This is a genomic window from Dietzia sp. B32 (assembly GCF_024732245.1).
In the GTDB taxonomy this organism is placed as follows: Bacteria; Actinomycetota; Actinomycetes; order Mycobacteriales; family Mycobacteriaceae; genus Dietzia.
This window is the reverse complement of the sequence record NZ_CP093845.1, coordinates 151,666-173,387: the sequence shown is the minus strand read 5'-3', so window position 1 is coordinate 173,387 and position 21,722 is coordinate 151,666. Positions and strand designations below refer to the sequence as shown.

At 69.6% G+C, this 21,722-nt stretch carries 24 protein-coding genes; 14 read left to right on the top strand and 10 right to left on the bottom strand.

Annotation, left to right across the window (positions count from 1 at the left end):
* Window positions 1–251 precede the first annotated feature (251 nt).
* Window positions 252–1,322, top strand: a complete 1,071-nt coding sequence (locus L8M95_RS00845) for a hypothetical protein (protein WP_260487469.1) — start codon at window positions 252–254, stop codon at window positions 1,320–1,322.
* A gap of 137 nt (window positions 1,323–1,459) precedes the next feature.
* Entirely contained in the window at window positions 1,460–1,969 is a 510-nt protein-coding gene (locus tag L8M95_RS00840; RefSeq protein ID WP_260487468.1) for a hypothetical protein, read from the top strand.
* Between the two features lie 140 nt (window positions 1,970–2,109).
* Here L8M95_RS00840 and L8M95_RS00835 read toward each other — a convergent pair whose 3' ends face one another.
* A complete protein-coding gene (locus L8M95_RS00835; protein ID WP_260487467.1) occupies window positions 2,110–2,568 on the bottom strand; it encodes an SRPBCC family protein in 459 nt (152 codons plus the stop codon).
* 245 nt (window positions 2,569–2,813) lie between these two features.
* The gene (locus tag L8M95_RS00830) at window positions 2,814–3,596 is read right to left on the bottom strand and encodes an alpha/beta fold hydrolase (protein WP_260487466.1); all 783 of its coding nucleotides are present in this window, start codon (window positions 3,594–3,596) and stop codon (window positions 2,814–2,816) included.
* 114 nt (window positions 3,597–3,710) lie between these two features.
* Here L8M95_RS00830 and L8M95_RS00825 point away from each other — a divergent pair, with 114 nt between their 5' ends.
* Window positions 3,711–4,214: a DUF309 domain-containing protein gene (locus tag L8M95_RS00825; RefSeq protein WP_260487464.1), complete on the top strand. Its 504-nt coding sequence runs from the start codon at window positions 3,711–3,713 to the stop codon at window positions 4,212–4,214.
* 26 nt (window positions 4,215–4,240) lie between these two features.
* Here L8M95_RS00825 and L8M95_RS00820 read toward each other — a convergent pair whose 3' ends face one another.
* Window positions 4,241–4,729, bottom strand: a complete 489-nt coding sequence (locus L8M95_RS00820) for a pyridoxamine 5'-phosphate oxidase family protein (protein ID WP_260487463.1) — start codon at window positions 4,727–4,729, stop codon at window positions 4,241–4,243.
* A 395-nt stretch (window positions 4,730–5,124) separates the two neighbouring features.
* On the opposite strand from L8M95_RS00820, the gene L8M95_RS00815 reads away from it, so the two are divergent.
* Window positions 5,125–5,421 (top strand): hypothetical protein, encoded by a 297-nt coding sequence (locus L8M95_RS00815; RefSeq protein ID WP_260487462.1) that lies wholly within the window; start codon window positions 5,125–5,127, stop codon window positions 5,419–5,421.
* A 64-nt stretch (window positions 5,422–5,485) separates the two neighbouring features.
* Here L8M95_RS00815 and L8M95_RS00810 read toward each other — a convergent pair whose 3' ends face one another.
* A complete protein-coding gene (locus L8M95_RS00810; protein WP_260487460.1) occupies window positions 5,486–6,229 on the bottom strand; it encodes an MBL fold metallo-hydrolase in 744 nt (247 codons plus the stop codon).
* A 154-nt stretch (window positions 6,230–6,383) separates the two neighbouring features.
* Here L8M95_RS00810 and L8M95_RS00805 point away from each other — a divergent pair, with 154 nt between their 5' ends.
* The 3 genes from L8M95_RS00805 (at window position 6,384) to L8M95_RS00790 (ending at window position 9,212) form a co-directional block, all read left to right on the top strand.
* The gene (locus tag L8M95_RS00805; protein ID WP_260487459.1) at window positions 6,384–7,814 is read left to right on the top strand and encodes an L-lactate permease; all 1,431 of its coding nucleotides are present in this window, start codon (window positions 6,384–6,386) and stop codon (window positions 7,812–7,814) included.
* A 74-nt stretch (window positions 7,815–7,888) separates the two neighbouring features.
* Complete coding sequence (locus L8M95_RS00800) at window positions 7,889–8,242, top strand: cupin (protein ID WP_260487458.1); 354 nt, start codon at window positions 7,889–7,891, stop codon at window positions 8,240–8,242.
* A gap of 502 nt (window positions 8,243–8,744) precedes the next feature.
* Window positions 8,745–9,212 (top strand): GNAT family N-acetyltransferase, encoded by a 468-nt coding sequence (locus L8M95_RS00790; RefSeq protein ID WP_260489113.1) that lies wholly within the window; start codon window positions 8,745–8,747, stop codon window positions 9,210–9,212.
* On the opposite strand, the gene L8M95_RS00785 is transcribed toward L8M95_RS00790, so the two are convergent.
* The gene (locus L8M95_RS00785) at window positions 9,202–9,969 is read right to left on the bottom strand and encodes a thioesterase family protein (RefSeq protein ID WP_260487457.1); all 768 of its coding nucleotides are present in this window, start codon (window positions 9,967–9,969) and stop codon (window positions 9,202–9,204) included. The genes L8M95_RS00790 and L8M95_RS00785 overlap by 11 nt on opposite strands.
* Window positions 9,970–10,034: 65 nt before the next feature.
* Between L8M95_RS00785 and L8M95_RS00780 the strand changes: the two genes are divergently transcribed.
* On the top strand, window positions 10,035–10,514 hold the full coding sequence (locus tag L8M95_RS00780) for a MaoC family dehydratase (RefSeq protein WP_260487456.1): 480 nt from the start codon (window positions 10,035–10,037) through the stop codon (window positions 10,512–10,514).
* A 48-nt stretch (window positions 10,515–10,562) separates the two neighbouring features.
* Here the strand turns inward: L8M95_RS00780 and L8M95_RS00775 are convergent, their stop codons facing one another.
* Window positions 10,563–11,042 (bottom strand): nitroreductase family deazaflavin-dependent oxidoreductase, encoded by a 480-nt coding sequence (locus tag L8M95_RS00775; protein ID WP_260487455.1) that lies wholly within the window; start codon window positions 11,040–11,042, stop codon window positions 10,563–10,565.
* Window positions 11,043–11,052: 10 nt separating this feature from the next.
* Window positions 11,053–12,393 carry a class I SAM-dependent methyltransferase gene (locus L8M95_RS00770; protein WP_260487454.1) on the bottom strand — a complete coding sequence of 447 codons (1,341 nt, stop codon included), beginning with the start codon at window positions 12,391–12,393 and terminating at the stop codon, window positions 11,053–11,055.
* Window positions 12,394–12,621: 228 nt separating this feature from the next.
* Here L8M95_RS00770 and L8M95_RS00765 point away from each other — a divergent pair, with 228 nt between their 5' ends.
* Window positions 12,622–14,073, top strand: a complete 1,452-nt coding sequence (locus L8M95_RS00765) for an NAD(P)/FAD-dependent oxidoreductase (protein WP_260487453.1) — start codon at window positions 12,622–12,624, stop codon at window positions 14,071–14,073.
* Between the two features lie 98 nt (window positions 14,074–14,171).
* On the opposite strand, the gene L8M95_RS00760 is transcribed toward L8M95_RS00765, so the two are convergent.
* Window positions 14,172–14,588, bottom strand: coding sequence for a PaaI family thioesterase (locus L8M95_RS00760; protein ID WP_260487452.1), 417 nt, complete (start codon window positions 14,586–14,588; stop codon window positions 14,172–14,174).
* Window positions 14,589–14,677: 89 nt separating this feature from the next.
* Window positions 14,678–15,442 carry a hypothetical protein gene (locus L8M95_RS00755; RefSeq protein ID WP_260487451.1) on the bottom strand — a complete coding sequence of 255 codons (765 nt, stop codon included), beginning with the start codon at window positions 15,440–15,442 and terminating at the stop codon, window positions 14,678–14,680.
* A 300-nt stretch (window positions 15,443–15,742) separates the two neighbouring features.
* On the opposite strand from L8M95_RS00755, the gene gndA reads away from it, so the two are divergent.
* From gndA to L8M95_RS00740, 3 genes are all read left to right on the top strand, one after another.
* Entirely contained in the window at window positions 15,743–17,215 is a 1,473-nt protein-coding gene (gene gndA / locus L8M95_RS00750) for an NADP-dependent phosphogluconate dehydrogenase (protein ID WP_260487450.1), read from the top strand.
* Window positions 17,216–17,286: 71 nt separating this feature from the next.
* Window positions 17,287–18,543, top strand: a complete 1,257-nt coding sequence (locus L8M95_RS00745; protein WP_260487449.1) for a DEAD/DEAH box helicase — start codon at window positions 17,287–17,289, stop codon at window positions 18,541–18,543.
* 26 nt (window positions 18,544–18,569) lie between these two features.
* Window positions 18,570–19,484 carry a hypothetical protein gene (locus L8M95_RS00740; RefSeq protein ID WP_260487448.1) on the top strand — a complete coding sequence of 305 codons (915 nt, stop codon included), beginning with the start codon at window positions 18,570–18,572 and terminating at the stop codon, window positions 19,482–19,484.
* 7 nt (window positions 19,485–19,491) lie between these two features.
* Here L8M95_RS00740 and L8M95_RS00735 read toward each other — a convergent pair whose 3' ends face one another.
* Window positions 19,492–20,427 carry a hydrogen peroxide-inducible genes activator gene (locus L8M95_RS00735; RefSeq protein WP_260487447.1) on the bottom strand — a complete coding sequence of 312 codons (936 nt, stop codon included), beginning with the start codon at window positions 20,425–20,427 and terminating at the stop codon, window positions 19,492–19,494.
* Window positions 20,428–20,579: 152 nt separating this feature from the next.
* On the opposite strand from L8M95_RS00735, the gene L8M95_RS00730 reads away from it, so the two are divergent.
* Both L8M95_RS00730 and L8M95_RS00725 read left to right on the top strand, forming a co-directional pair.
* Complete coding sequence (locus L8M95_RS00730) at window positions 20,580–21,176, top strand: peroxiredoxin (protein WP_260487446.1); 597 nt, start codon at window positions 20,580–20,582, stop codon at window positions 21,174–21,176.
* Window positions 21,173–21,697 (top strand): carboxymuconolactone decarboxylase family protein, encoded by a 525-nt coding sequence (locus tag L8M95_RS00725; RefSeq protein WP_260487445.1) that lies wholly within the window; start codon window positions 21,173–21,175, stop codon window positions 21,695–21,697. Before L8M95_RS00730 ends, L8M95_RS00725 begins: the two co-directional genes overlap by 4 nt.
* Window positions 21,698–21,722: the final 25 nt, after the last annotated feature.

Below are 21,722 nucleotides of genomic sequence, written 5' to 3'. Positions count from 1 at the left end.
GGTGAGCACCGCATGCTCCCCGGCCGCTCCCCTGAACGGCAGCCTATATGCCGTGGCTGCGCCGGCATTACCACCGCCCTGACCTGCACGCGCTGCCATCGGGAGGCTCCTCGATTCCGCGCTGGGCTTTGCATCCGTTGCGCCCTGCAGGATGAGCTCGAATCCGTCCTTAAGCCGGGCAACGACCTCCGTCTGCACGACTCGTCACCCTGTTGACCAGCAGCGAACGACCCCAGAGCATCTACATATACATGCGCCGCGGCACCAAAGCCAGAACTCTCCTAGAAGCGATCGGTGACCGCGAGCTTGCACTGACCAACGAGGCCTTCGACAACTTACCTAGCTCTAGATCCGTCGAACATCTCCGCGCCCTGCTCATCCACCACCGCATGATGCCCGCCCGCGGAGACGAGACGCTCGTACGATTCGAAAAATGGCTTACCAATCGAATAGCCGAATTACCCGACGACGGCACCAGCCAACTGATCGAGCGATACGCAACCTGGCAGCACCTCAGGCGGATCCGCGATCAGGCGGCAGACCCAGACTCTGACCTAGTAGCCGTCACCCAGGCGGCGAAACAGAACATCACCGAGGCCGGAAAATTTCTCCTCTGGCTGAACGAAAACCACCACGTGCCAGGAACTGAGCTACGCCAGCACCACGTCGACGAATACCTCAGTGGCGGGCCCAGCACCCGCGAACATATTCGGAACTTCGTCAGATGGCTCAGTGGACAAAAAGGGCACCAACACGGAACATTAGATGTACCTTTTCGCACACCCCATTCAATGCCCATGATCACGCAGGAAGAACGGATCCAACTTGTCCGAAACTGCATAGAGGACACCACCGTAATCCCGGCTACTCGTGTGGTCGGCCTCATCCTCCTGCTCTGGGCCCAGCCGCTGAACAAAATTGTCTCTCTCCGACGAGAACGCATCATTGCCAGCCCCGAAGGAATGCGAATCCTCCTCGGCAGTTACCCCGCAATCATTCCCGAAGCACTCACCGAGTTGTTCTGGCAGCAACTCCGTAACCCCGGGAACCAGAACACCACCAATTCTGATACTCCGTGGCTCTTCCCCGGCCGGATCGCAGGTAAGCACCTCCATCCGGCGACGCTGTACAAGCGACTCAGACTCCTCGGCATCGACGCCCAAAGGGCCCGAAATGCTACCTTCCGCGACTTATGCCAAGAAGTCGACGCCCGCAGCCTTATCGATCTCCTCGGGTACACCCGACCCGTTATCTCCCACCACGCAGCGCTATCCGGAACGGCCATGTCGGACTACACCACCCTGAAGCACCAACAGCCCTGATGGCCCAAATCACCGAGGGCGATCGCGAACGCCGTATACGGCACCTCTCGACCCTCCACATGAGTAGGGTGTGCCCAAGGAGGGGCCAGCCTCCGTAAGTAGTACCGCACCAGCAGAAAGTTGCCTCGGATCGCCACATGAAGAAGCTCGCCCTCGCCATCACGCTCCTAGCGGCGCTAACCGCCTGTTCATCCGACGGCACGGGCGAGGAGCAACCAACATTTGCACCACCGACCGCGGACGAAGCGATGAGCGCGACTTCCGGGGCGTTAGAGCTAGCTATCTCCCAGACATGCGCCCCCGGTTCAGACCCACAGTGCATCCCCATCAATGACGAACACATCCTCGTCGTCCCCACCGCGTTCGAGCGCGCAGGCGTCGACTCCGCCAGCGGCGCACCGCCTTCCGGAGCGTCCGACATGATCAACGTGACATTCGACAGCGACGGAGCAGCCGTGGCTCGCACAATGACGGTCGAGGCTTCGCAGTCTGGAGACCAAACTCGACTCGTGATGAAGGTCGGCGATGAGATTGTCTCCGCTGTGCGAGTGCAAGGCGAGCTCCAAGGCGATCAAATGATGGTCGCCCTCCCGCCGGACGCGGCCACTGAAGAAATCCTCAATAGCCTCAACGGCCACGGCAAATAGCTACACAACGCAGACAGATACTCCGCGAGCTACGACGGGCACTGCGCAACGACGAGTTCGGCAGCTCATGATCCCCGAGGAATCGGATAACGCACTTTCCCATTAAGAAGCTCGCGAGCCTGTCCCCGCCGAGGCGGTGGTCACATGCGACCGTCCTGCTTCTCGATCCACGCCCCCTCCCGCGCCGACTCCTCCAGGCGAGCTCGTTCGACTGAGATCCGTTCGATGCGCGGCAGCGCGATGGCAAGCACCGGCAGGTATCCCGCCGCCCAGACCGGAGCACCGAAGCTGAGGACACAGCCACCCGGCACCTCGATCACCTCGTGCCGCGTTGCGCGCACCCCGGCCACCTTCCACGCCCATGACCGCCGTTCCACGAAATCGGTGATCTCGAAGGGCAGGGACAGCCCCGCCACGGTCGTGACCGTCCCTCGCGCGCCGACCGTCAAGCCGGAGTCACCGTCGACCCGGGCGTCCGAGACGGTGGGCCCCCATCGCGGCCAGGTCTGCACGTCGGTGATGACTGACCACACCGTCTCCGGGCCCACGTTCATCCGCAGTTCGGTCGTCCACATCCCTCGGCGGAACGTACTGCGCATTCTCAGCACCGAACTCAGTGCAGCGGAACTCAGTGCAGCGGCGGACGCGAGGTGTTTCATCGTTCGGCCCGGCTGTCCGTCTCCCAGGCTTCTCCGCCCTCGCCTCGCGGCGGGCTACTCCACCACGTTGATGGCGGTCTCCCCCGGTCGCGCGCGTGACGGATCATCAACCCATGGTGGCAGAGCATCGTGCGGGCGCAACCGCCCATGGTGGTCACTACGCCACGATGGCGGCATGTGCCGGGTCAGCTGGTCCGGTCCAGGATGAGCCAACTCGCTTCCCGGGGCGCGTCCCATTGGGGGAAGTGGCCGCACCGATCGAACCAGTGCAGTGTCGCGTCGGGGAACGCGCGGGCGGCTCGCCGGGCCTGGGCCGGGAGTGTCACGAGATCGCGACGCCCCCACCCGATGGTGACCCGTCCCGGGACCGTGCCCGCGGGAGCACCCTGCTGCGGGGGGCCTTTCGTGAGCGCGTCCATCGCCGGGCCCGTCGCCGGTGCGTCGGCCAGCCCGGCAACGTCGGGCAGCACCGTTTGTGCCGACAGCGCCCATGGCCGCGCAGAGAGTTGCGCCAGCAGGGCGGTCCGACCCACCGGATTGCCCAGGAGGCGCGGCAACGCTCCCCGCAAGGCGCTGACCAGGGCGATCGACGGCCGCAGGGTGGCGCTGAACACCGCCAGCTCGCGATCACTCCAGAATCCGCCGGGGTCCAACGCCACGGTGTCACCACCGACGCCGCGCCGGGCCAACTCGAGCACGATCCGTCCACCCATCGACTGTCCGGCCGTGGACACCCCCTCCAGACCCGCCTCCTCGATGAACCGCTCGACCGCGTCGGCCAACGTCGCTATGGACACCTCGCCTTCCAGCGGTGGGGACTCGCCGAAACCCGGTAGGTCGACCGCGATGACCTCGCGACGCCCCGCCAGATCGTCGATGATGGGCTCCCACGATCGCCACCCCGCGCCGAGTCCGTGCACGAGAAGTAGAGGGCTACCCTGCCCGCGTCGAACATGATGCAGCGTCATCGGACAAGCCTACGGAGGGCTCGGAGGAAAGGTCGCCCGCCACGTGTCACGATCGGGTCCCGGCGCCCGGGTCCGAGGTGGCAGGCTGACGACGACGGATGGGACGATGGCGACATGCGCACCTCACCCGGCATGGACCGCGATCGCGACGAGGACGGCCGCGCGCGCAACTCACGCCCTCGCGATGAACTCGGCCGCCCGTTGCCGATCGGCAGCGTGGGTGTCGAGCGCATCCCCGAGGATCTCGATCTGCCCCCGGCCCGGTCGCTGGAATGGGCGCAGGATCTGCTGGACCGCGGCCTCGCGTTCAATGCCCACGAAGTTCTCGAGGGAGCCTGGAAGAGCTGTCCCGACGCCGAGCGCCTGCTCTGGCAGGGCCTGGCCCAGCTGGCGGTCGGCATCACCCATATCCAGCGCGGCAACACCAGGGGTGCGTTGTCCTTGCTCGCCCGTGCCGCCGAACGTATCGGCCACGGCAGCGGCCCCGCGCCTCACGGGATCGATACGACCGGATTGATCTCCCACGCCGACGCACTCATCGCCACCGTCCAGCGGGGCGACGAACCCTCTCCGGATCAGTTGAAGCCGCGGCTTCGCGTGCCGTCGGCTCTCCCCTGACCTCCGCCGCTCCGAACGGCTGGAGCTCAGAGTTCGACGGTGCCGCTGGTTCCCATGTCGGGAGTGCGTTCGTCACGGGACACCGCTGCGCTGACGAACGAGGCGATGTGCGCGATCCGCGAGCCGCTGGAGTCCCAGTACTCGGCGGTGTCGGCACGGATCAGTACCGAGGTGGCGGACTCCGGCCCCTCGGGAAACCATGCCCCGACGGCGGCATTCCAGTGCTCGGCCACCGCGTCACGGTCGTCGTCCACGACCGCTCTTCCTGCGACGGAGACGAACCCGTCCGAGGACTGAACTGAGACGTTGACCTGCGGGTTCGCCTCGATCTCCGACGGAAGGTCGCCGTGACGGGGTGCGAGCAACCGAATCGATCCGTCGAAGTCGGAGTTCTGGCGGGTCATGGGCCGCGCCATCAGCCGACCGTCTGCCCCGACGGTGGTGATCATGCATATCGGGGACTTCTCGATCAGGTCGGCGACGATGCGTTCGGGTGTTCTGGTGTCCTCTGACATGTATCGGACCTTTCCTCGTCGGGGCCTCCGTCCCCGTCCAACGTACGCCTCGGATCCCGGGCCTTCGTCCGCTGCGGAACTCCCGGCGCGGTCGGGCCGCACGTCGCCGGGGCGCGTCGATGGACGCGTCCTCTCCTCGGGTCTACCGTGGTGCCACCACCCCGCAGACGCACCCCGCAGACCGAGGAGGATGTCGTGACTCCAGCGAACAGACGAGCCGTACTGCTCCGCGCCGCAGGCAAGGGTGCCGCCGCCGGGCTCGCGGGCGGCGCGGCAATGATCGTCACCGAGAAGGCAGAGCAGCTGGTCACCCGCCGACCGGACTCCTATGTGCCTGCCCGCGCCCTGCTCACCGTGCTCGGACGGTCCCCCGACGACGGCCACAAGCCCATGGTGTGGAACCACCTGATGCACTTCGGCACCGCGCCGTCGTTGGCGCACTACGGGGCGTCTGGGCTGCCACCGGCATCCGGGGCGTATCCGCGAGCGCCTGGCACACCGCGGTCCGCCTCAGTGTCGACCAGACCGTCGAGAACGCCACCGGGGTGGGCGCGCCGCCGGCAGCCTGGCCCCGCGATGAGCTCGCCGTGGACGTCGGCCACAAGGCGGTGTTCGCGGCGGTCACCGGGGCACTCGTGGACCGCGCCATCAGGCCCACGCTCACGTCCTATCGCGGCCTGCGCAGCCACTAGCGACCGCGGCCGAGCGCTTATCCCCCGAGCGCTTATCCCCTGGTCCGGCGGCCCGCAGCGCGGTTCAGTGTTCGCCGACTGCGCGGGCGTGTCCGACCGCGGCGTCGACACCGTGGGTCCAGGGCTCGCCGTGGCCGGGCAGGACGGTGGAGGCCCCGGTGGCGGCGATCGGCGCCAGCGACTCCATCGCGCGGGCGGTGTCGGCCGTGGCCGCCGAGGCGACGATCTGCGGCCCCGTGGCGCCGGTGTACGGGTCCAGGGTCACCAGGGCGTCCCCGCTGAGGACCGTGTCCCGGTCGGGAAGGTGCAGGATGCAGTGCCCTCCGGTGTGGCCGGGGGCGAACATCGCCACGGGTCGGCCCGGGACGTCCAGAGCGGATCCCACCGGCAGCTCCCCGGTGTCCTCGATCCCCTTGATGGTGAGGGCGCCGGCCATGGCCATCCTCCCGAGCACCGGTAGCGACCGGGGATGGGTGAACGGGTACAGGAAGCGGTTGCGCTGGGGTTCATAGCTGTAGGGGTGCGCGGCCAAGTGCCCGTCGGCGGGGTGGATCAGAACCGGCACCTCCAGCTCGACCCGGGCGCGCCGTGCGAAGCCGACGTGGTCGAAGTGCCCGTGGGTCAGCACGACCGCCCGTACGTCTGCGGGACCACGGCCCAGCCGAGCGAGGGTGTCGGTCATGAGGTCCCACATGCTCGGCAGGCCGGCATCGACGAGGGTCACCCCGTCCTCATCGTCGATGAGATAGCAGTTGACGTGGGCATGCGCCAGGCGATGGACCCGGTCGGCGACTTCGGTGGCGTGCACGGTGCTCCTCTCCGGCGGTGGCTCGGTCCGGTCGGTCACGGATCGCATCGAGGTCCCGCCCGCCCGCGGTTGCGCCCGCAGTCGTGTGACGAGGGTCCTCGGCCCCCGGTGCTGTCGCAACCGCTGGCCCGGGACCCTCGGTAGGTTCGGTGCAGTGAGCGCTCTCGAGCAGACCGGCGCCGCCGTCGCGCCGGTCGTGGTGGTCCTGGCACTGTTGGCGCTCCGATCCCCCTCTCTGCTCGCGGGAGGCGCCGGCCTCGTGGCCGCGCTCGTCGGTGCACTCACCGTCTTCCGACCCGACGACGACGAGGTCTTCACCTCCCTGGCGCAGCTCGGGCCGACGGTCCTCGAGGTCGCACTCATCCTCCTCGGCGGCGTCCTCTTGGCCACGGCCCTGTCGGCGACCGGGAGCAGGGACCACATCGCCGGATGGCTCGAACGGGTCGGCTCCGGTGGCGACCGGGTGCCCGCGATCCTGCTGCTGGTCTTCGGCCTCACACCGCTCATGGAGTCGGTCACCGGTTTCGGGCTCGGCGTGGTGATCACCGCCCCTCTCCTCGTGCGGATGGGACTGTCGCCGGTGAAGGCCGTCGTGACGGGACTGCTCGGGTTGGTCCTTGTCCCGTGGGGCTCCCTCGGCCCCGGCACCCTCGTGGCCGCGGAACTCGGCGGTCAGGACGTCGCGGAACTCGGTTACTGGTCGGCCCTTCTGACCCTGCCGGTCCTCGTCGTGAGCATGACGACCGTCCTCATCGTCGTCACCACCCGGCCTTCGGCACGCCACGTGGCGCTCGGCGCCGCCGTCGTCGTGACCCAGTGGGCCGCTCTCGTCGCGTCCAACGCCGCGGTCGGCGTCCCACCGTCCGGCATCCTCGCCTCGGCCACCGTGATCGCCCTCCTGCTGGGGGTCGCGCGCATCCGGTACGGCGTGCTCCCCGCGGTCACCGCCGAGCTCGAGCGCGCGCTCGTCCCTTTCGCGGTCCTGCTCGCGGGGATCCTCGGCGCCACGGCCGTACTCGCCCCGTCCGGCTCCCCCGCCGCGGCGGGATGGCTCGCCTCCCCCGCCCTCTGGGTGACCATCGCGGCACTCGTCGCACTCCGCGTCTACACCACACCGGGCCCGCCCGTGAAGCGCCTCGTCCGGACAGCGGTGGCGACATGGGTCCCCATCGCGGGCAACGCCATCGTGTTCATGTCCATCGGCATCGTCATGGCCACCGCCGGGATGGCCGCCCACCTCGCCGATCTCGCCGCGGGGTTCGGAGAGGCGTCACTGGCCGGCATCCCGGCCATCGGGGCACTCGGCGGCTATCTCACCGGCACCAACACCGGTGCGGCGGCGATGTTCTCCGCCGCCACCTCCGGCGCCGCGGCCGGGCTGGGAGCCGACAGCCTCGTGACGCTCGCCGGGCAGAACGTCGCCGGGTCGTTCGCGATCATCGTCTCGCCCCCGCGCGTCGCCCTGGCCGTCGGCGTGGTCATGGCCGGCCACACCCGACTCCCCCGCGCCGCCACCCGCACCCTGGCCGCCGCCGTCGTGTCCGCCACCGTCGTGCTCTGCGCGGTGGTCGCCGTCCTGGCGTAGGGTGCGAACCAACGCGACTCGAGAGGCAGCTCAAACCGAGAGGCAGCGTGACCCGAGAGACAGTGAGTTCCACCATGAACCATGTGACCGAGACGGCCGACCGCATCCTCACCCGCGCGAAGGAATCCGCGCACGGTCGCCACGCCGAGATCCTCGTCCGCGAGGGGCCACTGCGGCAGTCCCTCCTCGCGCTGACGGAGGGCACCGAACTCGAGGAGCACAACTCCCCCCCGGCCGCGAGCCTCTATCTCCTGCAGGGCGCCGTCCGCGTCACGGGCGACGGGTCCACGGACATCGCGGCGGGCGAACTGCACACGCTCACCCACCACCGCCACGCCGTCACCGCGCTCGCCGACTCCGTCTTCCTCCTGACGACGGTCACCGGCATCGCCGGCCAGGGCAGCTACGACGAGCCCGCCACCCCCTGACCCGGCGCGGATCCCCGACCCGCCGCCTCTGGTGCGGACGGCGGGCGCGGCGGATACTTGTCTCATGCGCACCCGGCACCTGGGCGTGGTCATCCGCCGCTCCCCCGATGAGGTCTACGCCCTCGCCGCCGACCCGGCCCACCTGCCCTCGTGGGCGGCCGGGCTCGCGGCGGGTGAGGTGCGATCCGACGGCGACACCCTCGTCGTCGACTCCCCCATGGGAGTGGTCCGCGTCCGGTTCGCCCCCACCAACGGCTTCGGCGTCCTGGACCACGAGGTCACGCTCCCCGACGGGACGGTCACCCTCAATCCACTGCGGGTCCTGCCCCACCCGCACGGGAGCGAGGTGGTGTTCACCCTGCGCGGAACCGACGGCGACGACGACGGGTTCGAGCAGGACGCCGCCGCCGTGGCCGAGGACCTCGAGCGCCTCAGGAGGGTCGTCGAGGGGAACCCGGCGCCCGAGGCCGAGGCCCCGGCTCGGCGCGCCGAGCCGTCGGAGATCCGCGTGGCCACCCCTGCGGACGCGGGTTCACTAGGCCAGCTGCTCCACGACTTCAACACCGAGTTCGACGCGCGCACCCCGGACGGCCCCGGCGCCGCCGCGCGGTTCGAGCACCTGCTGGCCCGCGAGGACGTCCTCGCGCTCATCGCCCGGGTCGACTCCGACGCCGGTGCGGACATCGGGTTCGCGTTCCTCACCCTGCGCCCGACGCCGCTCTGGGACGGGCCGCTCGCGCAGCTCGAGGAGCTCTATGTCCGTCAGGACCTCCGCGGGGGCGGCGTCGGATCGGCGCTGCTGGCCCGCGCCGTCGGCGAGGTCCGCTCCCGCGGCTCCGAGGAGTTGCTCATCAACGTCGACGCCGACGACGTGGACGTCCGGCGGTTCTACGAACGCCACGGCTTTTCCGACCTCGACCCCGACAGCGGTTCCGGGATGCGGTGCTACCTCCGGCAACTCAGGGTCTGACGGTGAGCGACTGGGCGACGGTCCCCACCGGCCCGGCCTCGTCGTGGATCACGCTCGACGTCAGTCCCAACCCACCGGGCCCGAAGGTGACTCGCGTGTCGAACCCGAGCCACTCCCCTGCCGGCGGGCGGACCAGGTGCGCGGTGAGATCGATGTTGGGGAAGTGGACGTCGGTGGGATCGGCCCGGATCGCCATACCGTTGGCGATGTCGAACAGTCCGGCCATCCGCGCCAGGCCACCGATCTCCTCGCCGGCGAGAAGCGGGATCCCGGTGCGGACCCAGTACCGCGACCGGCCGGGGCCGTCGCTGATCCGGCGCACCTCGGCCGAGGCGAGGTATCCCCCGCGCCAGATGGTGGTGGGGTCCCACGGCTCCATCTGGTCGGGTGGCGGGATCGGATCGAATCCGTCGCCGGCGATCGCGCGGGTGTCGCGGGGCTGCTGCAACCATGCCCGCAGGCGGATCCCGGCCCGATCCCCGTGCCCGTAGGTGACCTCCACCAGCTCGATCGTGCGCCCCGGTCGGATGACCTCCACCCGCACGTCGACTACGTCCATCGGCACCACGCCCAGCAGCTCGTAGGACAGGCGGGACACCACCATGGGATCGTCCCGGCGAGCCGCCAGATCGAGCTCCACGGCGTGGACCAACAGACCGAGCGCCGGGCCGATGTGCTGGGTCGACTCATCCCAGGCTCCGCTCACGTGCCCGGTCGGGCGGAAGCGACCCGGTCCGAGGCGCTCGAAGTACGCCATCTCCGTCCTCCAGTCGGTGAGTGGTGATTAACTGAGAAGCGTACACACCAGCGCTGGGAGAGACGATGCAGGACGAGACGTTCGACGAGTTCACGGCCCCGATCGACGACAGGTACCTCGAGGACTACACCGAGGGCGCGCGATACCGGTTCGGCGAGGAGACGGTCGACGCCGAGGAGATCATGGACTTCGCCCGCCGGTACGACCCGCAAAGCATCCACACCGATCCCGAGGCAGCGGCCTCCGGACCGTTCGGCGGGCTCATCGCCAGCGGCTGGCAGACGGCCGCGCTGATGATGCGTCTGTTCGCCGACAATTACCTCACGAGCGTGGCGAGCCTGGCCTCCCCCGGCATCGACGAGTTGAGGTGGGTGCGCCCGCTGCGGCCGGGCGATCGCCTCACCCTGGTGTGCGAGACCACCGGGGTGCGTCCCTCGCGGACCAAGCCGGACCGCGGTGTCCTCACGACCGACGTCACCCTGATCAATCAGGACGGGGACCCGGTCCTCACCGCCACCGCGATGAACATGGTCGCCCGACGCTGAGGCCGGGCCGCCCGGTGACGCGCTGCCGCGACGCGGCGCGCTCGCCGGCTACAAGCGGGGCGTGAGGTGGAAGACGGGCAGTTCGCGAGTGGTGCGGCGGGCGTAGATCTCGTAGTTCGGCCACACCCGAGCGGCCGCGGACCATGCCGAGGCCCGTTCGTCACCGGCCAGTTCCTGCACGTCCACGACCAGGCGCGCCCCGTAGACCGAGACAGCGACCTCGCCTTCCCCGGCGGCCCGCAGATTGTGGACCCACGCCGGGGTCTTCTGCCCGCCCCAGTTCGACCCGACGATGACCAGTCCGTTCCCCCAGGAGGCGCACAGGAGCGGTGTGCTGCGCAGCGCGCCGCTCCTGCGACCCGCCACGTGCAGGGTGAGCGTCGGCAGGCCCGCCACCCGGAGGAGCGGGACCCGACCCCGGGTGACCCGGTCGAGCCACCGGTCCACCGTGACGACCAGATGGGAGTTCTCCCGGGTGGCGTCCTGTCGGCCGAACCACACGGCGATCGGGGTGAGGATGTTGCCCATGGGACGAACCCTATGTCGTGGGCCCCTGGTCGCGTCGCCCGACCGCCTCACCCGCTGACGCGAGTACCTGAACCGACTCGATCCACCCACTCCGGAGGCCCGCCTCCGCCGCCGCGAGATGGAACGACCACATCCGCCGGTAGACCGCGTCGAAGCCCAGCGCGGCGGCGTCGCGGCCGCGGTGGGCGAACGTCTCCGACCACAGGCGGACGGTCTCCGCGTGATGAGCGGTCAGCTCCACCCGTCCCCGGAGAGCCAGCCGGGGCGCGCGGTCGACCATCTCGACCAGCTCCGTCCACGCCACGGGGGGCCCGGCCTCGGACACGTATCGGGATCCCCACGCGGCCAGCTCCACGACGGCGGGGGTGGGCCGCCCCGGTGACACCGTCGTCTGGACGGCCACTCGGCCGTTCGGCCCGAGAAGCCTGTCGGCGACGGCGATCACCGCAGCGTGCCCGGCCGGACCGGCTGTGACACCAGGGTCCACCGCGACGACCGAGTCGACGGCACCAGAGACCTCCGACGGCGCACCGAGGAAGAGGGAGATCTCGTCATCCAGACCTGCGGCGGCGAACCGCGACCCGAGGGCCGACAGTCTCTCCGTCGACGACGTCATCGTTCGCACGTGGGCCCCACGCTCGGCAGCCCGCATCGGTAGCTCGCCCCATCCCGGTGTGGCCACCAGTGCGCGGGTCCCCTCCCCGACCCCGGCGAGGGTCAACAGGGTGTCCGCCGACCGACGCTGGGCATCGCCGAGATCAGTGCGGCGCGGGGGCGCCGCGGGCGCCTCCAGGTGGACGACATCGGTGCCGTCGTCCAGACGCGCACGGGTCCGCGCACCGGACGCGAACACCGCCGCCGAAGTCGACATCGTCTCGTCCGTGTACAGGGAGGTCAGCGCGCCCGGGACCGAGTCCTCCAGCTCCACCCCGACGCCACCTCCGCGGCGCCTGCCCCCGCCGACCGGGCCGCGTCCGTCACGGCCGTACGCGCGCTCACCCGGGTGCGCGCAGTCGGCGTTGCCCGCGATCCACGGGGCCAGCACCGCGATGGCAGCGCAGAGGTCCGGCGTCGCCCAGTCGCCCGCCATGAACGACTCACCGAGCCCGAGCACGCCGGCGTCCGCCAGTCGGGCCCAGAAGGCCTCCGGTTCGCGCAGGACCACGCGAACCGGGGCGTCGTACTCGCCGGCCGCCGAGGAGTCGGGATAATCGATCCGGATCCCGAGCTCGCGCGCCGATCGCCGAAGGGCCTGCGCGATGAGCACCGCCGGCTGTCCCCCCGATCCGGATGGCGGGGCGAGCGCGGGCCAGCGCTCGAGGTCGACGGTCTGCGGTTCGACTCTGACCACCCTGTCCCTCCCTGTCGGGCTCACGTCACGTGGACGGTACCGTCGCCCGCGCGTCCGCCCGGTCAGGCGCGGCGGGGGGCCACGCACCCGCGTGTGGACCGCCTACCTGTGCACGGGGTCAGGCGGAGCACTATCCTGGGAACTCGTGCCCGGCGTCATCCCGCGCGGGCCCCAGACCGACGAGGCCACCGAGCCCCCCATCCGAGATCAGCCTCATCAGGAGCCGCCATGACCGAGCCCGCAACCGACCAGGTCACAGCCACCGCACCGGCCGGCCGCCGGCACCGCGTCGCCATCATCGGCTCCGGCTTCGGCGGGCTGTTCGCCGCCCAGCAACTCGCCAAGGCGGACGTCGACGTGACCCTGGTGGCCAGGACCGGCCACCACCTGTTCCAGCCGCTCCTGTACCAGGTGGCCACAGGCATCCTCTCCGTGGGCGAGATCGCCCCGCCGACTCGGCTCATCCTCCGCGACCAGAAGAACGCCACCGTCGTCCTCGGCGACGTCGACAAGATCGACGTGGCGGGGAAGAAGATCCACGCCTCGGCCGGCCACATCGACTTCGATCTGGAGTACGACAGCCTGATCGTCGCCGCCGGCGCGAACCAGTCCTACTTCGGCAACGACCACTTCGAGCGGTGGGCGCCGGGGATGAAGACCGTCGACGACGCGCTCGAGCTGCGCAGCCGCATCCTCGGCTGCTTCGAACAGGCCGAGGTCATCGACGACGAGGAGGAGCGCCGCCGACTGCTGACCTTCATCATCGTCGGTGCCGGACCCACCGGCGTCGAGATGGCGGGGCAGGTCGCAGAGCTGGCCCAGCACACTCTGAAGGACAGCTTCCGTCGCATCGATCCGGCCTCCGCGCGGGTCATCCTCCTCGATGCCGCCCCGGCGGTGCTGCCGCCCTTCGGCAACAACCTCGGCAACGCGGCCCGCGCCCGTCTGGAGAAGATGGGCGTCGAGATCCAGCTCAACGCGATGGTGACGAACGTCGACTACCAGGGCATCGAGGTCAAGGACCCGGACGGCTCGGTCCGCCGGATCGACGCCTCGTGCAAGATCTGGTCCGCCGGCGTCCAGGCGAGCCCCCTCGGCAAACAGCTCGCGGATCAGACGGATGCGGAGACCGACCGGGCCGGACGCGTGCTGGTCAACAAGGATCTCTCCCTGCCCGGCCACCCCGAGATCTTCGTCGTGGGCGACATGATGAGTCTCGACGGTCTACCCGGCGTCGCTCAGGTCGCCATCCAGGGCGGCAAGTACGCGGCCAAGCAGATCGTCGCCGAGGTGGAGAAGGGACGGACGCCGGCCGAGCGGAAGCCCTTCAAGTACTTCGACAAGGGCTCCATGGCCACGGTGTCGCGCTACAGCGCGGTCGTGAAGATGGGCCCGGTCGAGATCTCGGGCTTCATCGCCTGGGTCATGTGGCTGGTCGTGCACCTCGCGTACCTGATCGGTTTCAAGAACCGGATCACCACCATGTTCTCCTGGGGGATGCACATGGGTGGCGACCAGCGGTCGCAGCTGACCTCCACCAAGCAATGGGTCTACGCGCGCCAGGCCATCGAGCGGGTGGCCGCTGACGAGGCCGCTGCGCTCCGGTCCTCCGAGCAGTCCCGGGTCGAGCCGCAGGAAGAGCCGCAGGAATCAGCGCGGGCCGCCTCGACGGCCGACTGACCGGACCACACGGCAACGCACCCGGCGGGGATCGCTAGAACCCGCCACATCCCCGCCCGGTGCGTTGGTCGTCCGGGTCGACGACTTCTGCCGGTCGGCTACTGCAGGTTGGCGAGCCGGACCTGTCCGACTGCTGCGGTCCGCCCCCGGTCGTCCTCGATCTCCACCCGCCAGAGCTGCTGGGAGCGCCCGCGGTGGACGGGAGTGCCCGTCGCTGTGAGCGTGCCCTCCGTGACCGCCCGCAGGAAGTCGGTCGAGTTGTTGACACCGACCACCTTGCCCTCGCCGCCGAGCCACACCGCGCCCGCGACACTCGCGACCTCCTCCGCGATCGCGCAGTACACGCCACCGTGAACGATCCCGTAGGGCTGGTGCAGGTGCGGACCCACCGTCACCGTGACGACCACCTTGTCGGGTGTCACCTCGGTGTACTCCATTCCGACACCGCCCCCGAACCCGGTCCCGGAATGGGCACGGATCATGTCGATGAATTCACTGCGAGCCGCGTCGGACATCCGACCTCTTTCCCCGGCCCGGCGTGTCCGGGCGTCCGGGACGGAACGTTACCCGCGGAGACGAGAGCCCGCGGCACGTCCGTGGACGCTCAGCGCACCGACCGCCAACCCCGGTCCCGTACGGGGATCGGACCGGCGCCGGGGGTGCGCGGGAGTCGGCTTCGCCGGCGGACGGCCAGTCCCGAGTCGTGCAGCGCCTGCAGGACCATCTGTCCCCGCCGGTACCCGGTCTCCTGGCTGGTGTCCGCGAACGTGGGGACGATCGTCGCGGCGCCCAGGACGCACTCGCCCGCCATCGACCACAACGTCTCGACGCTGCAGTTGCTCACCTCGGCCAGCCCCTCGAACACCGACGTCAGCGTCGAACGCGACCGGCACGCGAGCCACTGCGCCAACGCCTGCTCGCAGGGCAGGACCATCGTTCCCGGCGAACCCGCGACGGGGTCCTCGGGCAGCACCCGCAGGGTGGTGTCGCGCACCCCCGCCCAGTCGAGGCCGCCCTCGATGTCGGTTCTCACCGACATGTTCTCGGCACCGGTGTCCCACACCCGGCCGATGGTGACGAAACTGGCCACCGCTCTGCCGAGAACACCGTGGGTGAAGGCCTCGGCGACCAGGTAGGTCGAGAACCGGATATCACCGGACTCCGCGAAATGGTTCCGGAACATGAGCTCGACCCGCCCGCTGTCGACGGCCTGCTCGAGCGGCACCCACCGTCGACGCGACTGTGTCCCCAGATCGGCGATCGAGTAGAACTTCGGATAGCCGGCGCGGAAGCCGCCGAGCACCTCGACCGTGTCGTCGAACACAGTGCGTGTCCCCACCATCTGCGTGCGCAGCGTTGAGCCGGTCATGTCTGGTCTTTCCCCCTAGTCGATTCCCCGTGCACGGCCGGCCCGTCCCCATCCCGGAGCGGATCACCACCGCGATCCGACCCCCCGTCTCGCAGTGAACCAGGTCACCCGGCCGGTATTAAGTGTTACAACACACGCCTGTCCGTTACCAAGAAATTTCGGCCGGTTCGCCCAATCGGTGCACTCAGTGCACGCCTGACCTGTCAGCAAAAACACAGGAGCCGTTCAGCCCTCCCCGGCGCGGAAACACCCATCACCGCAGGTCCAACCAGCCCGGGGCCGTCGACTACGCTGAACCCCATGAGTACTGAACGTGAAGGCGCGACGCCCACCTCCGACACCGCAGGATCCGCCGATATCGGAGTGACCGGTCTCGCCGTCATGGGCTCGAACATCGCCCGTAATTTCGCCCGCCGCGGTTACACGGTCGCCGTACACAACCGGTCCGCGGGCAAGACGGACGCCCTGCTCGACGAGCACGGTGCCGAGGGCGACTTCATCCGGACCGAGTCGATCGCCGAGTTCGCAGCCGCGCTCCGATCGCCCCGGCGTGCCCTCGTGATGGTGCAGGCGGGCGCGCCCACCGACGCCGTGATCGACGCCCTCGCCGACGCCTTCGACGAGGGCGACATCATCATCGATGGTGGCAACTCCCTCTACACCGACACCATCAGACGCGAGAAGGCCATGGCCGCACGCGGGATCCGGTTCATCGGCGCGGGGATCTCCGGTGGAGAGGAGGGGGCCCTGGAGGGCCCCTCCATCATGCCGGGCGGCCCGGCTTCCAGCTACGAGGTCGTCGGCCCGATGCTCGAAGACATCTCGGCCAAGGTCGACGGGTTCCCCTGCTGCACCCATGTCGGCGAGGACGGCTCGGGCCACTTCGTCAAGATGGTGCACAACGGAATCGAATACTCGGACATGCAGCTCATCGGCGAGGCCTACCACCTGCTGCGCGGCGTGGCCGGGATCGAACCGGCCGCCATGGCCGAGACGTTCCGGGAGTGGAACACGGGTGAGCTCGACTCCTATCTCATCGAGATCACCGCCGAGGTCCTCGCGCAGGTGGACGCCGAGACCGGGGCACCGCTGGTGGACGTCATCGTGGACCGCGCGGGGCAGAAGGGCACCGGCCGCTGGACGGTCAAGTCCGCTCTCGACCTGGGCGTGCCGGTGACGGGTATCGCCGAGGCCGTGTTCGCGCGCGCCCTCTCGAGCTCGGTGCCCCAGCGTGAAGCCGGCCGGGCACTGCCCTCCGGCGCCGTGTCGACCCCCGCCGAGACCGGCCCGGACTTCGTCGAGGACGTACGCAGGGCGCTCTACGCCTCCAAGGTCATCGCTTATGCCCAGGGTTTCGATCAGATCACCGCTGCCAACGCGGAGCACGGTTGGGACGTAGCGCGAGGCGATCTCGCCACCATCTGGCGGGGCGGTTGCATCATCCGCGCCACCTTCCTCGACCGCATCCGCGAGGCGTACGCGGAGAACGGCGATCTGCCCACGCTCCTCGCCGCCCCGTACTTCGCGGAGGCCCTGGCGGACTGCGTCGACAGCTGGCGCCGGGTCGTGACGACCGCGGTCGCCGCCGGGATCCCCGCTCCCGGCTTCTCCGCTGCCCTCGCCTACTACGACGGGCTCCGGACCGAGCGTCTGCCGGCCGCGCTCATCCAGGGTCAGCGCGACTTCTTCGGCGCGCACACCTACCTGCGGACCGATCGTGAAGGCAGTTTCCACACGCTCTGGAGCGGCGACCGTTCCGAGGTGCGGGCCTGACCGGCCCGCGGCCCGGCGAGCTGGGCCGCCTACTCGAGCAACTGGGAGTAGCGGTCCCGATCCGCCATGCGGTGACGGCCCTGGTCCCGGGTGCGCCGACCCCGATCCAGGCCGCCGCGCTCGCGGATGCCGTCGGCGGTGGGAATCTACTGGCCGTCGCCCCCACGGGGTCGGGAAAGACCCTCGTGTTCGCCGTCGCGGTCACCCACCGCCTCGCCGGATCGCCGAGTCGGACCGGCCGTCCCCGAGCCCTGGTCGTGGCCCCCACCCGCGAACTCGCCGAGCAGAATGCCGAGGTCCTCGCCGAGGTGGGGGCGGGCGCCGGACTGAAGGTCGCCACCTTCGTCGGGGGCCAGCCCCTCACCAGGGACCGTCGCGCACTCATCGCCCCGGTCGACGTGGCCGTCGGCACCCCCGGGCGTCTCGCCGACCTGGTCCGCGCCGCAGCACTCGCACTGGACGACGTCGACCTGGTGGTCCTCGACGAAGCCGATCAACTCCTCGGTCCGTCCTTCGCCGAGCAGACCGGCTCGCTCCTCTCCGACTGCCCCGACGCGGGGCTCGTGGCGACCACCGCCACCGCCGACGAGGACATCGAGGCGCTTCTCGCCCGGCGCTGCCCGGACCTGCGGGTCCACCGCGTGGAGCATTCCCCGGTCCCGTCGTCGGCCACCACCCGGGATGACACCGCGGGAGCCGGGGCGCCTCGTCGACTCGTGGTGCTCTCCAGCCCCGACCCCAACGGACTGGCGGTGCGCCTGGCCGCCCGGTGCAACCGGGGCCTGTTCTTCGTCCCACGGCGAGACGCCGTGGAGCCCCTGCGGGCGGCCGTCGCCGACATCGGTGTCAGCGCCGCAGGGGTCGCGGGGTCCGCGTCCCCCACCCGCCGGGCCGGCGCGTTCGCCGATCTCGCGTCCGGTGCGGTCAGGGTGCTGGTGAGTACCGACCTCGCGGGACGGGGCCTCGACATCGACGGCATCGGGCATGTCGTCCACGTCGGACCGCCGCACTCGATGGACGATCTCGTCCACCGTTCGGGGCGGACCGGGCGAGGTGACGCCCGTGCCGGGGTCGTCGCCGCCGTGCTCAGGCCCTCCGAGGTGGACAGGGTCGCGGACCAGGCGCGTTCGGTCGGTATGTCCGTCGAGATCGTCGACGCCACCCGGCCCGACTCGGAGCAGGTCCTCGACGGACTGTTCGGCCCGGAGATCGTCCTGCCCCGGGTTCGCCGGGCGCCCGCGCCGTCGGAGCGGTCGCGCCGACCGTCGCAACCCCGCCGTCCGGCGCAGTCCCGCGTCCATCGCCCGAAACGAAAGAAGCGCTCGTGAAACACGACCGTCGGGGACCTGCTCCCGTGGTCGTTCCCGAGGAACTGTGGCGGCTGCGCGAGCAACGTCATCACGACCGGGTGGATCACCTCACGACCGATCATCTCGAGCGTCGTCGCAGGGGCGAGGCGCACCCGGTCGTCGACTTCCTCTTCACCTACTACCGCACCAGCGTCGCCACCGTCCGGCGGTGGCACCCGGGTGCCGGGTTCCTCCTGGAGAACGCCCATCTGGATGAACGACGGGACTGGCGCCACTACCGCCGGGACAGCGTGGCCGGCCGGGACGGGCTCGTCGTCGACGCCGCCTCGGTCTGGCGACGCTGCGGGGCCCGGATCACCCGGGCACGAGACGTCGTCGCCGCCACCGCGGCCCGTCGGGGTGCCACCGGGTGCTTCGGGCTGCACGAGTGGGCGATGCTCTACCGGCCCGTCCGGGAGGACCTCCGACACAGCCGGGTTCCACTGCGACTACCCCCCGAGCGGATCGACGAGGTCGTCCGTGGGGCCCGGCTGCAGTGCACGCACTTCGACGCATTCCGCTTCTTCACCGAGGCCGCTGCCCCCCTCAACCGGGAACCGCTCACCCGGGACGATCAACTGCGCCTCGAGCAACCCGCCTGCCTCCACGCCGGAATGGACGTCTACGCGCACACCGCGGCCCTGGAGGCCGGGGCGCCGGGTGAGCTCCTCCTGGATTCCCTGTGCGCCGCCTTCGATGCCCGCGAGGTCGATATGCGTTCATCCCCCTATGACCTCTCCGCATGGGACCTGGCGCCGATTCCGGTGGAGACCAGCGAGGGTCGGGCCGAGTTCGTCGCGTTCCAGAAGCAGTGGATGGAACGCACCCAGGGCCTGAGGGCGAGGTTCCTCGCCGCTGTCGACACGGTGGAGAACCTGTCCACTTATGTGGACGATCGCGTGACCACAGACGCGAGGTGAGCGTTCGTCAGACCGGGGACGCGTCGAACTGGTCAGCCGCCACCTCGGCGACCACCCGTCCGAACTCCGCATAGGCCTCCGCACCCGCCGTGGCGGTTCGGAGAGCCAACCCGATCGTCCGACCCGGGACGGGCTCGGCGAACCTCGCCACCGCGATGCCCGGATCCCTGGTCTCGGGCCCCACGGCGGATTCGGGGACGATCGTCACCCCCAGCCCGCCTGCCACACAGCGGACCGCGGTGGTCAGCGAAGCCGCGCGGGACTCCCCACGGCCCAGTACGGGGGCGGAGACCCGCCGGCACAGCTCGACAGTCTGCTCTCGCAGGCAGTGTCCTTCGTCGAGCAGCAACAACGGCTGGTCGACGAGGATCTCCAGCGGCAGGCCGTCGCGCCCCGCGAACTCGTGATCCGCGGGAACGAGCAGCGCGAAGGGCTCGCTGTACAGCGGTGTCGCGGCCACGCCCACCGCGTCGGTGGGTACGGCCATGATCGCCAGATCGATCACGCCACTGCGGAGTCCGTCCAGGAGCCTCGCGGTCTGGTCCTCCACGACCCTCGGCCGCAGGTCGGGGAACCGCTCACCGAGCGCGGGGAGCAATCCCGGCAACAGGTAGGGAGCCACCGTGGGGATGACCCCGATCCGCAGCGTGCCGAACAACGGCCCATCGCTCCCTGCGGCCGCGTCCGCCACCGCGTCCATCGCGGTCACGGCGGCGCGGGCATACGGCAGGAGTCGCTGGCCGGCGGCGGTGACGAGGACCGAACGGGTGCTGCGTTCGACCAGGTGGAGACCGAGCCCGTCCTCCAGGGTCGCCAGAGCCTGGGACAGCGATGGCTGGCTCATGCCGAGCTCCTCCGCGGCGCTGCGGAAGTGCAGCCGCTCTGCGACGGCGAGGAACACCCGCAGCTGCATGAGACTCGGAACGAACCGCTGATCGGCCATGCCGAATAGTTTAGGCGCAGTAATAGTAGAAAGTCGACGATTATTCGCCCGATCCTATGAGTGATCTACCTCTCATCGGCTTTACCTCTCACGAATACTCCGGCATAGTCGGACTCGTCCGTCCGACACAGGCACATCCTCAGGAGGATCACATGGCTCTTCTCACCATCGGCGATCAGTTCCCCGACTTCGAACTCACCGCGCTCAAGGGCGGTGACCTGCAAGAGGTCAACGCCCAGCAGCCGGAGGACTACTTCGAGACCATCACCAACCAGTCCTACGAGGGCAAGTGGCGCGTGATCTTCTTCTACCCGAAGGACTTCACCTTCGTGTGCCCCACCGAGATCGCCGCGTTCGGCAAGCTCGACGAGGACTTCCAGGATCGCGACACCCAGATTCTCGGCGGCTCCATCGACAACGAGTTCGCCCACTTCAACTGGCGCGCGACCAACGACGAGCTCAAGACCGTGCCGTTCCCGCTGCTGTCGGATATCAAGCACGAGCTCATCCGCGCTCTCGGCGTGGAGAACGCGGACGGTGTCGCCGATCGCGCGACCTTCATCGTCGACCCGGACAACGTCATCCAGTTCGTCTCGGTCACCCCGGACGCGGTCGGCCGCAACGTCGACGAGGTCCTCCGCGTGCTCGACGCCCTCCAGTCGTCCGAGGTCTGCGCCTGCAACTGGCAGAAGAACGACCCCACCAAGAACATCAACAAGATGGACGTCCTGCAGGAGGGCATTAAGTGAGCATCGAGAACCTGAAGTCCGGACTCCCCGAGTTCGCCAAGGATCTCAAGCTGAACCTCGGCTCGCTGGCGCGTTCGACCGAGCTGTCCGAACAGCAGCTCTGGGGGACGTTCGTAGCCACCGCCGCTGCCACCCGCTCGGCCACGGTCCTGTCCGAGATCGCGGACGAGGCTCGCCAGCACCTGTCGGATGAGGCGTTCAACGCCGCGCTCGGCGCCGCCTCGATCATGGCGATGAACAACGTCGCCTACCGCGCCAAAGAGTTCCTGGGCGATGACTACACCCAGGTGCGCATGGGCCTGCGGATGAACATCATCGCCAACCCGGGCGTGGAGAAGGCCGACTTCGAGCTCTGGTCGATGGCCGTGTCCACGATCAACGGCTGCGAGAACTGCACCGCCGCTCACGATGACGTCATCCGCAAGGAGGGCGTCACCAAGGAGCAGGCCTGGGAGGCGGTGAAGATCGCCGGCACCATCGCCGGCGTCGCACAGGCCGTCGAGATCGACGCCAACATCTGACCCCCACCGTCCCCGGTGACCACGG